8 protein-coding genes are annotated in these 14252 nt (G+C 54.0%); 6 read left to right on the top strand and 2 right to left on the bottom strand.

Annotated elements, in window-relative coordinates; translation table 11 throughout:
- Positions 1 to 151 precede the first annotated feature (151 nt).
- On the bottom strand, positions 152 to 2140 hold the full coding sequence (locus HMPREF0721_RS06925; protein ID WP_006598945.1) for a fructose-bisphosphatase class III: 1989 nt from the start codon (positions 2138 to 2140) through the stop codon (positions 152 to 154).
- Between the two features lie 37 nt (positions 2141 to 2177).
- Positions 2178 to 2330 carry a nitroreductase family protein gene (locus HMPREF0721_RS11835; RefSeq protein ID WP_006598944.1) on the bottom strand — a complete coding sequence of 51 codons (153 nt, stop codon included), beginning with the start codon at positions 2328 to 2330 and terminating at the stop codon, positions 2178 to 2180.
- Between the two features lie 550 nt (positions 2331 to 2880).
- Here HMPREF0721_RS11835 and rpoB point away from each other — a divergent pair.
- The 6 genes from rpoB to fusA all read left to right on the top strand — a co-directional run bounded on the left by rpoB (position 2881) and on the right by fusA (position 14128).
- A complete protein-coding gene (rpoB, locus tag HMPREF0721_RS06915) occupies positions 2881 to 6663 on the top strand; it encodes a DNA-directed RNA polymerase subunit beta (protein ID WP_006598940.1) in 3783 nt (1260 codons plus the stop codon).
- 8 nt (positions 6664 to 6671) lie between these two features.
- Entirely contained in the window at positions 6672 to 10526 is a 3855-nt protein-coding gene (gene rpoC / locus HMPREF0721_RS06910) for a DNA-directed RNA polymerase subunit beta' (RefSeq protein ID WP_006598939.1), read from the top strand.
- A gap of 84 nt (positions 10527 to 10610) precedes the next feature.
- Positions 10611 to 10901: a L7Ae/L30e/S12e/Gadd45 family ribosomal protein gene (locus HMPREF0721_RS06905; RefSeq protein WP_006598938.1), complete on the top strand. Its 291-nt coding sequence runs from the start codon at positions 10611 to 10613 to the stop codon at positions 10899 to 10901.
- Between the two features lie 86 nt (positions 10902 to 10987).
- On the top strand, positions 10988 to 11362 hold the full coding sequence (gene rpsL, locus HMPREF0721_RS06900) for a 30S ribosomal protein S12 (RefSeq protein ID WP_006598937.1): 375 nt from the start codon (positions 10988 to 10990) through the stop codon (positions 11360 to 11362).
- 186 nt (positions 11363 to 11548) lie between these two features.
- Positions 11549 to 12019 (top strand): 30S ribosomal protein S7, encoded by a 471-nt coding sequence (gene rpsG, locus HMPREF0721_RS06895; protein WP_006598936.1) that lies wholly within the window; start codon positions 11549 to 11551, stop codon positions 12017 to 12019.
- A gap of 33 nt (positions 12020 to 12052) precedes the next feature.
- Complete coding sequence (fusA, locus tag HMPREF0721_RS06890; RefSeq protein ID WP_006598935.1) at positions 12053 to 14128, top strand: elongation factor G; 2076 nt, start codon at positions 12053 to 12055, stop codon at positions 14126 to 14128.
- Positions 14129 to 14252 lie beyond the last annotated feature (124 nt).

Genomic DNA, 14252 nt, shown 5'->3' with positions numbered 1-14252 from the left:
TTTGAACGGAGCTATGAAGAGAATGCGAGAGCATGATCCTCATGGCCGAAAGAGAAAGCCAGCGCCTTGAGACGCTGGCCTGGTATTCCATGGGCTTATAGCCCTGGAGCAAACTACCCTTTGGAAGAGTGGTTGTGATTTGCCCGAACGTTTAATGGAGTTCCTTTTCCTTGATGAAACCCTTGTGATAAGCGGTGATGAGCATTTCGAGATCGCGGATCTGCTCCAGTAATTTTTTGCCGATATCGGTATCGACCACGCGTTTGCGGGAGACGTTGGTTTCAACAATTTGTTTGGTCGATTTGATGTCGACGCCGTTGCGAATGGCGGCGTCCACCGATTCGAAAGGCTGCAGGCTGATGAGGGTCATGCCGTAGGAGTTATAGGTTAAAGTATAACCGGCAATACCCGTGGTTTTTTGATAGGCTTTGGCAAAGCCCCCGTCGATACAGAGCACCTTGCCGTCGGCACGGATCGGCGATTCGCCGCTGCGGGTTTTGACGGGGGTGTGCCCATTGATGATGTGCCCCTTTTCAGGGTCGAGGCCGAATTCTTCAAGAATGGCGTTGGCCAGATCCGGGCATTCGGCGATACGCTTGTAATAAGGCATTTTTTCTTCGTGATGGGGTTTTTCGTCGTCGATGAAGTACCGTTCAAAGGTGGCCATCTTCTCTTTGCCGAAGAGGGGCGATTTCTTGTGACACCAGAGGAACCACAGGAAATCATGGCGCGGCGGGTATTCCTTCATCGCGGTGAAATAGGCCTCGCGGGCCAGCTGATCGAATTTGTCCATGAGCTGGCGGCCGGCGTAATCCACCCCTTTGTAGTTCCAGGAATCGAAACCGCCGTCTTCGCGAATGGGGATGCAGGCGTGGAAAAGCAGGTTGTCGTTATAGACCAGGTACATGCTGCCCTTGGAATACATGAAGCGGATGTGGCGCTGCAGTTTTTCTGAATGGCGGAAGGAATGGCAGAGCTGTGACATGACGTTTTCTTCTTCCTCGGTGAGGGCAGAGGGATCGGCCGGATCAATGGTCGGAAAATGGGTATCGTTGAGTTCGTAGGTTTCACCGTCGACGACGATGGTGCCCTTTTCGTAATCGAGGGCGCGCAGCAGTTGGCGATCGCCCATTTCGTATTCAGGGTGGCGGTCAATGATTTGTTCCTCCACCTTGAACTGAATGACGGCGATGGCCTTGTGCATCTTAGTGATGAGCTCGATGTCGACACTGGCGTTTTTATCGGCAATATTCTTCGGCTGGAAGCTGGCACAGGGGTCGCTGCGGTAGGTTTTTTGCGCGAAGGTGGCCAGGGGCAAAAGATTGATGCCGTAGCCATTTTCGAGCACGCGCAGGTTGGCGTAGCGCATGGCAATACGCACCGCGCAGGCGATGCACGCGCGGTTGCCGGCAGCAGCCCCCATCCAGAGAATATCATGGTTGCCCCATTGCAGATCCATGGAGTGGTGGTTCATCAGGGTGTCCATCACGTGATGGGGAGCTGGGCCTCGGTCGAAAATATCACCGATGATGTGCAGGTGGTCCGTTGTCAGCCGTTTGATGACCGAGGCGATTTCCGCGATAAATTGATCAGCCAGACCGTATTCCACAATGCTGCGGATAATGGCGTTATAGTATTCTTTTTTGTTATAGCGCTTTTCGTCTTCCTGAATGAGTTCTTCCATAATATAAGAGAAGTCCTTCGGCAGGGATTTGCGCACTTTGGACCGGGTGTATTTGCCAGCGGCGGCCCGGCAGACTTTAACCAGACGGTAAATTGTCAGCTCGTACCAGTTTTCAAGATACTTGCCGGTGCGTTCCTGTTTGATGAGGTCGAGTTTCTGCTGAGGATAATAGATCAGCGGGATGAGCTCCTCGAGATCTTCGAGAGAAACCGTATTGCCCAGTTCTTCGATCACCTTGCGGCGAATGGCGCCGGAGGAGTTTTGAATCACGTGATTAAAGGCCTCATCTTCGCCGTGGATGTCGGTCAGGAAATGTTCGGTGGGTTTTGGCAGATTTAAAATGGCGCGCAGATTGACCACCTCGCTGACGGCGGCGGTGATGCTCGGGAAATCGTTGGATAGAAGTTCCAAGTATTTGCGGTGTTTACGCAGCTGTGATTTGCTGAATTTTTCCATGGAATGTCCCCCTTTGTGGATAAGCGGAATGCAGATGCTAACGGCAATAGGTTAGCAATTCGTCGACGGTTTTGCGTTTGGGCACTCTGGGATCAGTGGCCAGATGGCCGACGACGATGAGCGCGGAAACCGGCAGGTCGTTCGGAACGTGTGCGACAGAAGCGACTTTGTAAGGATCGAAGATCCCCATGATGACGGTCTCCGTATCGCAAGGCGATGCAGAATTATATTGTGAAAGACGGCGTGCAAAACGACACCGCTTTCATCTGCTGATAAATGTATTTTTAATATACAGCGTGTTACCTGAAATTAACTTAAAATCAATTAAAAAACGAGCGCAGAACAGAAAAATTCATGCGGAAGTCAAAAAAGACAAAAAATTTTTAAAATAACAATGAAAAATCTTGAAAAAAAGAAGAGGCGATGATAAAATAAAAGACCAATTAAGATGGATGAGTAGGACATACCGACCATCTGATTGCACAATTGATTGTTACAAATCATATAAATCATCACAGAAGATGCGAAAAAGGTTATGGATGAAGCACGAAGACGCTGATCAAAGGCGGCTTGAATGAACGCTCCTGCAGGATCGGGTGCGATTTCAGGATGTGCTTTTTTGGCTGATCAAAGGCTGAAATTTCATCGGTACCCTTTCTTTTTTGCTGTCTGCCGGCGGGTGGACAGCGGCTGCACCGTGATCGGTTATTTGGATTCAGGCAAGGAGTGAACAAGCGCCCATGGTACAAGTACATCCGATTCAATCGGGACTCAGAACCAGGCAGAGCTTTTCCAAGATCAAGGAAGTTCTGGAAATGCCCAATCTGCTGGAAGTTCAGTTGGATTCTTACAAATGGTTTCTCGAAAAGGGACTGCAGGAAGTTTTTGATGATATTCATGAAATCACCGACTACACCGGCAACCTGGTGTTGCAATTTGTTGATTATGCCATCGACGGCGAACCTAAGTATTCTATCGAAGAATGCAAAGAACGCGACCAAACGTATTATCAGCCGCTGAAGGTCCGCGTGCGCCTTATTAATAAGGAAAAGAACGAAGTCAAAGAGCAAAAGGTCTATCTGGCGGATTTGCACAAGATGACAGAAACCGGCACTTTCGTGGTTAACGGAGCGGAACGGGTCATCGTCAGTCAGCTGGTGCGTTCGCCCGGGGCTTACTACACGATGAGCCGAGATAAGGTCGGGAAACGACTGTGGGCTTCCCAGGTGATCCCGAATCGCGGCGCCTGGCTGGAATATGAATCCGACTCCAACGATTTGCTCTATGTGAAGATTGACCGGACGCGCAAATTGTCGCTGACATCGATGCTGCGGGCCTTTGGCCTTGGCACAGATGCGGAAATTCTCGGCGTATTCGGGGAGGATCCGCGCCTGGTCGAGACGCTGAAGAAAGATGCGAGCAACGACACCACCACGCAGGTCGACGGGCTGCTCGATATTTACCGCCGGCTGCGTCCGGGTGAACCGCCGACGGTGGATTCGGCAGAATCTTTGCTCAATTCTATGTTTTTTGACGATCGCCGTTACGATCTGGCGAAGGTCGGCCGCTATAAATATAATAAGAAGCTTTCCATCGCCAACCGGTTGATGGGCCAGGTTGCAGCAGAAGACGTGATCGATCCGGCCACCGGGGAAGTACTGGCGGAGGCCGGCCAGAAATTCGACCGCGAAACGGCCTGGGCCGTGCAGAACGCCGGGGTTAATGTGGTGGAAGTGGCTTGCCAGTATAACGGCGAAGAGACCACTTTTCGCGTGATCGGCAATGGCTTCGTCGATATCCACACCCAGGAGCTGCCTTTTGATATTTCGGATATCGAATTCGACGAGTTGGTCAGCAAAGAAGCGCTGGACGAATTTCTGGCGGATGACAGTTTGACGGATGCAGAAAAGCATACGGCGCTCAAGCGCAATAAATATCGATTGATTCCGAAGCATATTCTGCAGTCCGATCTTTTCGCTTCGGTCAACTATTTCCTCGGTCTCGAATACGAAATCGGTGAAGTGGATGATATTGATCACTTGGGCAACCGCCGTCTGAGATCCGTGGGCGAGCTTCTGCAAAATCAGTTTCGCATCGGCCTGTCCCGGATGGAACGGGTGGTGCGTGAACGCATGAGCGTGCAGGATGACGAAATTTTAACGCCGCAAAGTTTGATCAACACCCGGCCGATCAATGCGGCCCTCAAGGAATTTTTCGGAAGCTCCCAGCTTTCCCAATTCATGGACCAGAATAACCCGTTGTCGGAACTGACCCACAAGCGCCGTCTGTCGGCTCTCGGGCCGGGCGGTCTCTCCCGGGAACGCGCCGGCTTTGAAGTCCGGGATGTTCACGACTCCCATTACGGCCGGATGTGTCCGATTGAAACGCCTGAAGGTCCGAACATCGGCTTAATCGGGTCGCTGGCAACTTACGCCCGTATCAATGAATATGGTTTTATCGAATCGCCCTATCGCAAAGTGGTCAACGGCGTGGCGACCGATGAAGTGGTTTATCTCGCCGCCGACGAAGAAGGGGAATATGCCATTGCCCAGGCTAACGAGCCGCTGGATGAAAACAGTCATTTTGTCAATAAACAGGTTACCGGCCGTGCCGGTAAAAATCGTGATTTCGTTTCGATCCGGCAGGAGGACGTCGACTTTATGGACGTCTCGCCGAAGCAGGTTATCTCTGTGGCGGCGGCGCTCATTCCCTTCCTTGAAAACGACGATGCCAACCGCGCATTGATGGGCGCCAACATGCAGCGTCAGGCTGTGCCGCTGCTCATTCCTGAAGCGCCGCTGGTCGGAACCGGGATGGAAGCCAAGGCCGCCAAGGATTCCGGTAACTGCCAGGTTGCTCGTTACGATGGCGAAGTGGTTTATGTTTCCGCGGATACCATTCGCATCCGCCGGGACGACGTGCAGGACATCGACGAATACAAGCTGCATAAATTTGAACGCACCAACCAGGGCAACTGCATGAATCAACGGCCGCGCGTGGACCAGGGCCAGCACGTGAAGGCGGGCGACGTGATCTCCGACGGGCCGGCGACCGAAATGGGGGAACTCGCCCTCGGTCGCAACGCCCTGATCGGTTTCATGACCTGGGAAGGCTATAATTATGAAGACGCCGTTCTTTTGAACGAAAACCTGCTCAAGGAAGACCGCTATACGTCGATCCATATCGCAGAGTTTGAATGCGAAGCCAGAGAAACCAAGCTCGGGCCCGAAGAGATCACCCGGGATATTCCCAATGTCGGGGAAGACGCCCTGAAAAATCTGGACGAAAACGGGATTATCTATGTCGGGGCGGAAGTGAAGTCCGAAGATATTCTGGTCGGGAAGGTCACGCCTAAGGGTGAAACCGATCTTTCGCCGGAAGAAAAACTCCTGCGGGCTATCTTCGGCGAAAAGGCCAGAGAAATTCGCGACACTTCGTTGAAGGTGCCCCACGGCGAAGCCGGGATTGTCGTCGACGTCAAGGTTTTCTCCCGCGCCAACAAAGACGAGGATCTCAAGCCCGGGGTCAACACCATGGTCCGGGTTTACATCGCGACCAAGCGCAAGATCTCCGTCGGGGATAAAATGGCCGGCCGCCACGGGAACAAAGGGGTCATCTCCCGCATTCTGCCCCAGGAAGATATGCCGTTCCTGCCGGACGGCACACCCCTCGATATCTGTCTGAATCCACTGGGTGTGCCTTCCCGAATGAACATCGGCCAGGTGCTCGAAGTGCATCTGGGCATGGCGCTGCGCGCGCTGGGCATGCACATTGCGACCCCCGTTTTTGACGCGGCCAACGAAGGGGACATTCAGGAACTGCTTGGCAAAGCGGGTCTGCCCCAGGACGGCAAGATCCAGCTTTATGACGGCCGCACCGGCGAACCTTTTGACGGCCGTGTCACCGTCGGCGTGATGTATTACCTCAAGCTGCATCACATGGTCGACGAAAAGATGCATGCCCGCTCCACCGGCCCTTATTCGCTGGTCACCCAGCAGCCGCTGGGTGGGAAGGCCCAGTTTGGCGGCCAGCGCTTTGGCGAAATGGAAGTCTGGGCTCTCGAGGCTTATGGCGCGGCCCACACCCTTCAGGAAATCCAGACCATCAAATCCGACGATGTGGTTGGCCGCGTTAAGGCCTACGAGGCCATTGTGAAAGGCGAAAACATTCCCGAACCGGGCCTGCCGGAAGCCTTCAAGGTGCTCATCAAGGAATTTCAATCCCTTGCCCTCGACGTAACCGTCTACGGCGAGGACAATAAGATGGATGTGCTGGAGCTGGATCTTGCACAGGAAGCGCTTGACAACGGTGAATTCGATCAGCATGATCATTACCGTCACGATAACGCGGAAGACGCCGAAACGGCGGATGATGATGCAAAGATCGATCCGGTGGATGCCATTTTTGACGATTTGGCCAATATGCAGGACGCCCCGGCCACCGAGGACGATTATTCCGATGCAGATATGTTTGCGATCATCGACGGAGCCGATATTGATGCTGATTTGAATGATGAGGAGTAAGATAAGCAATGATCAATCCACAGGAATTAAAATTTAAATCGCTCCAGGTGAGTCTGGCTTCTCCGGAAAAAATTCGGGAATGGTCCCGGGGAGAAGTCAAAAAGCCGGAAACGATCAATTACCGCACCCTCAAACCCGAAAAAGAAGGGCTTTTCTGCGAAAAGATTTTCGGACCCACCAAGGACTGGGAGTGCAACTGCGGCAAATACAAACGCATTCGCCACAAGGGCATCGTTTGTGAAAACTGCGGCGTCGAAGTGACCCGCGCCAAGGTGCGAAGAGAACGCATGGGCCACATCGAGCTGGCTTCTCCGGTTTCCCACATCTGGTATTTCAAAGGGATTCCGAGCCGCATGGGCCTTATCCTTGAAATGTCCCCGAAGGAACTCGAACGAGTGATTTATTTTGCATCTTATGTCGTGATTGATCCGGGCGAGACGCCGCTGGCCTATAAGCAGCTGCTGACCGAAGGGGAATACCGGGAAGCCAAAGCGAATTACGGCCGCGCCTTCAAAGCCGGCATCGGCGCCGAAGCCATCAAGGAACTGCTGGAAATGGTTGACCTTGATCAGGACGCGGCGGTGCTTAAAGAAGACCTGAGAGACGCCAGAGGGCAGAAACGCATCAAAACGGCGCGCCACCTCGAAGCGGTGGAAGCCTTCCGCAAGTCCAACAACAAACCGGAATGGATGATCCTCGATGCCATCCCGGTGATTCCGCCGGAACTGCGGCCGATGGTTCAGCTTGACGGGGGGCGCTTTGCCACCTCGGATTTAAACGATCTGTATCGCCGGGTGATCAACCGCAACAACCGTTTGAAGAAACTTCTCGAGCTTGATGCGCCGGACATCATCGTGCAGAACGAAAAGCGGATGCTCCAGGAAGCGGTGGACGCCCTGATCGACAACGGCCGCCGCGGCCGCGCCATCACGGGCCCGGGCAATCGGCCCTATAAATCCCTCAGCGATATGCTCAAGGGGAAGCAGGGCCGCTTCCGTCAGAATCTGCTCGGCAAGCGCGTCGACTATTCTGGCCGTTCGGTTATTGTCGTCGGGCCGGAGCTCAAGATGTATCAATGTGGTCTGCCGAAGGAGATGGCTATCGAGTTGTTCAAGCCCTTCGTCATGCACGAGCTGGTCTCCCGGGGCTTAAGCCAGAACATCAAAAGCGCGAAGAAGATGGTGGAAAAGTTGGACCCCATCGTTTGGGACGTATTGGAAGACGTGATTCACGAGCATCCGGTGCTGCTTAACCGCGCCCCGACTCTTCATCGTCTGGGGATTCAGGCCTTTGAACCGATTTTGGTGGAAGGGCGCGCCATCAAGCTGCACCCGCTGGCCTGCACGGCCTATAACGCCGATTTTGACGGCGATCAGATGGCCATTCACGTGCCGCTTTCGGTGGAAGCGCAGGCGGAAGCCCGCTTCCTGATGATGGCCTGCAACAATATCTTAAAGCCCCAGGACGGGACGCCGGTCGTCGTGCCGACGCAGGATATGATTCTCGGCGCGTATTATATGACCCTTGAAATGAACGATGAGGAAGAAGCCGGACACGGCTCCTTTGCGCCGGCGGATATCGAAACGATGACGTCGGAAAACATTCCGGTGTTTTGTGACGAAGCCGAAATGGAGATGGCTTATGCCAATCACGCCGTCGGGCTGCATAAGCGTGTCAAGGTGCGGGAACACCGGGTGATTAACGGAGAAGATCACGTCGGTCTCGTCGAAAGCACCGTCGGCCGCTTCCTTTATAACCAGGTGCTGCCCCAGGATCTGGGCTTTGTCGAACGCGATCCCGATCGCTCGGAAACCTATTTCAAGCTTGAAGTGGACACGGTGGTGAAAAAGGGCGTGCTCAGCAATATTGTCGACCGCTGTTTCAGAAAACACGGCCCGACTATCACCAGCGAAGTGCTGGACGAGATCAAGCGTTTGGGATACAAGCACTCCACGCTCTCCGGGATCACGGTGGGCGTGGCGGATATGCAGGTGCCCGGTAACAAAGAGGAAATTCTCGCGGCGGCCGATGAAAAAATCGACGAAAATCAGATGAACTTTGACATGGGGCTGATCTCCGACGAAGAACGCCATAATAACGTGCGCGACATATGGAACGGCGCGACCGATGAAGTGACCCGGTCGCTGCTGGGCAACCTGGGCCGGCTCAATCCGATTCACATGATGGCGGATTCCGGGGCTCGAGGCTCCGACAACCAGATCCGCCAGCTTGCCGGGATGCGCGGCCTGATGGCGAAAACCGACGGGGATATCGTTGAATTGCCGATTCGCTCCAACTTCCGCGAAGGGCTTAATATTCTCGAATTCTTTTCCAGCTCTCACGGGGCCAGAAAGGGCTTGACGGACACGGCTCTGCGAACGGCCGATTCGGGTTATCTGACCCGCCGGCTGGTTGACGTTTCCCAGGACGTGATCGTCCGGGAAGAAGACTGCGGCACCGAGCACGGCTACGAAGTCCGCGCTCTGAAAGAAAACAACGAGGTGATCGAAGGGTTGGCCGAACGCATTGCCGGCCGCTATGCCCACGAAGATGTGTGTGATCCGAACACCGGAGAAGTGCTCGTCGCCAAAGATGAGGTCATCACCCGCGAAATGGCCGAGCGGATTGACAGCCTTGGCATCGAAAGCGTCAGCATCCGGGCCGTGTTTAACTGCGAAGCCAAGCACGGGGTCTGCCGGAAGTGCTACGGCGTCGACCTGACCACCTGGAAGCCGGTGAACATCGGCGAAGCGGTGGGGACCATTGCGGCGCAGTCCATCGGGGAACCGGGGACGCAGCTGACCATGCGGACCTTCCACGCCGGCGGCGTGGCCTCAGGCGACGACATCACCCAGGGGCTTCCCCGTGTCGAGGAATTGTTTGAATCCCGCAAGCCGAAGGGCCAGGCCATCATCACGGAAATCGCCGGGACGGTGGATATTCAGGAAGGGCGCAAGGTCGAAGCGGTGATCGTCGCGGATGACGGCGCCTCCAAGAGCTACCTGATTCCATACGGCTCCCGCTTGAAGGTGGCTTCCGGCGACACGGTAACCGCCGGCCAGCCGTTGACGGAAGGCTCCATTAACCCCAACGATATTCTTGAAATCCAGGGCGTCGAAGCGGTGCAGGCATATCTGCTCACCGAAGTGCAGAAGGTTTACCGTTTGCAGGGGGTCCATATCTCCGACAAGCACATCGAGGTCATCATCCGGCAGATGCTGCGCAAGGTGAAGATCGAAGACGCTGGCGATACGGAACTCATCACCGGCACCGTTCAGGATATCTTTACCGTGCGGGAAGCCAATGAAAGGGCCTACGACGCGGGGCTTAAGCCCGCGACCTTCTCCCGGGACCTGATGGGGATCACAAAGGCGGCGTTGGCCACCGATTCCTTCCTGTCGGCCGCATCCTTCCAGGAAACCACCCGGGTGCTCACCGATGCGGCCATCAAGGCTAAGAAGGATCCGCTGATGGGCCTGAAGGAAAATGTGATTATCGGGCAGCTGATTCCCGCCGGGACAGGGGTCGGCACTTACCGCGGCGTCGACATCGAATATGAAGCCGAAGATTATGCGGCGGAAGATGCCGAATACGAAGCCCAGGAGTTGGCCGGCGAAGCGGTGATTGACGATTTTGTCGGCGGCGACGGGGAAGACCTTGACGTCTTTATGGACGACGACAATATCCTTGCCAAGACCGTCGAGGAAGAACGGGCGGCCGTCGACAAGGATGCCGAAGAAAATCCGGAACTTTCGAAGGCCTTTGACATGTTCGATATGGATTTTCTGACGGATGACGACGAATCGCAGCCGGACGGCGAGGCGCCCGATGAATCGTCCGGAGACGACGATCTGCTGGGGTAAGTCAAAAAAAGTTTGACTTTATTAAAGAAACAAAGTAAAATGAACAAGTGTGCTCTGGCAGAACAGAGCGTGCAGAGGTAACGCATGAATCAATTTGGATTAAGCGCGGAAAGTTTTACGGCCGCCCCCAAGGTGGTCGGCATGAAACAGACGCTGAAAAAACTGGCGAGCGGCGAGATGGACCGGGTGGTCCTATCCCGCGACTGTGACGAAGGGATCGCCCTTCAGGTGAAAGAAGCCTGCGCGGCGGCGAATGTGCCTTGCGTTACGGCCGGATCGAAAAAAGATCTGGGACGGGCCTGCGGCATTGAACGGCCCGCGGCCGTCGTTGGGTTTGTAAAAGCCGCAGAACTATCGCCATCCGAAGATCACTAAAACAATGCGTATTAAATCCCGAAGCCTGCCGAAAGGCCGGCTTCTCGGTTTTTAATAAAAAATTTAAAGAGGAGGTGCAGCACAGAATGCCTACTATTAATCAGCTTGTTAAACAAGGTAGAAAAACCGCTGAACTGAAAACCAAAACCCCGGCTCTGAAACAAAACCCTCAGAAGCGTGGCGTTTGCACGGCAGTTCGTACCGCCACACCGAAGAAGCCGAACTCGGCTCTGCGTAAAATCGCCAGAGTAAAGCTCGTCAACGGTATGGAAGTAACCGCCTATATTCCGGGCATCGGTCATAACCTGCAGGAGCACTCGATTGTTCTCGTCAAGGGCGGCCGTGTTAAAGACCTGCCTGGTGTGCGTTACAAGATTATCCGCGGCGCCCTCGATACCGCCGGTGTCGAAGACCGCAAGCAAGCTCGATCCAAGTACGGGGCCAAGAAGCCCAAAAAGTAGTGCATCGGGCGCGAATGCGCCGTCAGCTGCCGCGTCTTGATAGAGATGCGGATTGGCCGATTATTGATCTTAATGCAATCAATTTGAGTCGACGAGTCGGCTTGAATTTTTGAGATAAGACGATAGCACGACGACATTGGATGTCGAGTACCGATGAAATCTGAATTTTGTTAAGGAGGGAAGCAAGTGCCTAGAAAAGGACCAGTTCCTAAAAGGGAAGTACTGCCGGATCCGATTTACCACAACGTGGTGGTGACGAAGCTCATCAACAACGTCATGCTGGACGGTAAGAAAGGGGTCGCTCAGCGCATTGTTTACGGTGCGTTTGAGACCGTGGCAGAAAAAACGGGAAAAGAAGCTTTGGAAGCTTTTCAGGAAGCTTTGGCCAATATCACCCCGGTATTGGAAGTTAAAGCGAGACGTGTCGGCGGGGCCACCTATCAGGTGCCGATTGAAATCCGTGCCGACCGCAAGCAAGCTCTGGCTTTGAGATGGCTTGTTGCGTTTGCGCGCGAACGTTCCGAGAGAACGATGGTTGAACGCCTGGCGGGTGAAATTATGGACGCCTGCAACAACGCCGGCGGCGCCGTCAAACGTAAAGAAACCATGCATGCAATGGCTGAAGCCAATAAGGCTTTTGCTCATTTCAGATGGTAATTGCGAAAAGCGCAAACCAAATAAGGAGAAATTGTGGCTAGAGAATATAGTTTGGAAAACACTCGGAACATCGGGATCATGGCGCATATCGATGCCGGTAAGACCACGACGACCGAAAGAATTCTCTACTATTCCGGTAAAATCCACAAAATCGGCGAAACCCACGATGGGGCTTCCCAGATGGACTGGATGGAACAGGAACAGGAAAGAGGGATCACCATCACATCAGCGGCGACGACCTGTTACTGGAAGGGCAATCGCATCAACATCATCGATACCCCCGGTCACGTCGACTTCACCGTTGAAGTAGAACGCTCCCTGAGGGTTCTGGACGGGGCGGTTGCTGTGTTCGACGCCAAAGCCGGTGTTGAACCGCAGTCCGAAACCGTGTGGCGTCAGGCCGAGGAATACCATGTTCCGAGAATGGTTTACATCAACAAAATGGATGTGACCGGCGCCGACTTTTATATGTCGGTGGATACCCTGGTGGATCGCCTGGGAACCAATCCGGTTTGCATTCAGCTGCCGATCGGCGCCGAACACGGATTCGTCGGTATTATCGATCTGATCAAAATGAAGGCCGAAGTGTATAAAAACGAAGAAGGCACTGAATTTGAAATGACCGATATTCCGGCGGAGATGCGGGACAAAGCCGAAGAATATCACGAAAAGATGCTCGAACAGCTGGCTGAAGTCGACGACAATCTGATGGAAAAATACCTGGACGGTCAGGAAATTTCCGAAGAAGAAATCAAAGCGGCCATCCGCAAAGGGACGGTTGAACTGAAACTCGTTGCCGTGACCTGCGGATCTTCCTATAAGAACAAAGGGGTGCAGATGCTCGTCGACGCCATCGTCGACTACATGCCTTCGCCGGTGGACATTCCAGCCATCAAGGGGGTTAACCCGGATACGGAAGAAGACGACGAACGGGTGGCCTCCGACGATGCACCGTTCTCTGCTTTGGCATTTAAGATCATGACAGACCCCTATGTTGGGAAGCTCGCCTTTATGCGTGTGTACTCCGGGAAGGCAGAAGCCGGCTCCTACGTGCTCAACACATCCAAGGGAAAACGTGAACGCCTGGGCCGCATCCTGCAGATGCACGCCAATCACCGAGCGGAAATCACCGAAGTTTATACCGGGGACATTGTTGCCGCCGTCGGACTGAAGGACACGGCCACCGGCGATACTCTGTGCGATCCGGATCATCCGATCATTCTCGAATCGATGGAATTCCCAGATCCGGTTATCTCTGTTGCTGTTGAACCCAAAACCAAAGCCGGTCAGGAAAAGATGACCGTCGCGCTGATGAAGCTGGCGGAAGAAGATCCGACCTTCCAGACCCATACTGATGAAGAAACCGGCCAGACCATTATTTCCGGGATGGGCGAACTGCATCTGGATATCATCATCGACCGCATGCTTCGTGAATTTAAGGTGGAAGCCAACATCGGCAAGCCCCAGGTGGCTTATAAAGAAGCGATCACCAAGAAAGTGGACGCCGAAGGGAAATTTGCCCGGCAGTCCGGCGGCCGCGGCCAATACGGGCACTGCCTGATCACCTTGGAACCGCTGGAATCCGGCGAAGGCTTTGTCTTTGAAAACAAGGTTGTCGGCGGAGCCATCCCGAAGGAATTCATCGGACCGATCGAAAACGGGATTGCCGAAGCCATGCAGAATGGGGTCGTTGCCGGTTATCCGGTTATCGATGTCAAGGCGACGGTTTACGACGGTTCTTATCACGAAGTGGACTCTTCCGAAATGGCCTTTAAGGTCGCCGGCTCCATGGCGTTTAAAAACGGGATGCGCAAAGCGGCTCCGGTCATCATGGAACCGATGGAAAAACTGGAAGTGCTCGTTCCAGAAGAATACATGGGCGACGTCATGGGGGATATCAACTCCCGCCGCGGCCGTGTTGAAGGGATGGAAGCCCGCGCCAATGGGACGCAGTCCATCAAGGGTGTGGTGCCGCTGGCCGAAATGTTCGGCTATGCCACATCTTTGAGGAGTAAAACCCAGGGCCGCGGGATCTACACCATGCAGTTCTCACACTACGAAGCGGTGCCGAAATCCATCGCCGAAGAAATCGCCGACGGCAAGAAATAATCGACAGATAAAATCGGCCGGTCAGGCTTCGGCCCGTCCGGCTGCAATCACAGCGCAGCGTTTGATTTCAAATGATTTCAAACCCGCCTTGATTTGATACTGAAAAATATTGAAAGGAACCACA

Origin of the sequence: Pseudoramibacter alactolyticus ATCC 23263, from assembly GCF_000185505.1 — a bacterium.
In the GTDB taxonomy this organism is placed as follows: Bacteria; Bacillota; Clostridia; order Eubacteriales; family Eubacteriaceae; genus Pseudoramibacter; species Pseudoramibacter alactolyticus.
This window is presented reverse-complemented; position numbering and strand designations above follow the sequence as displayed.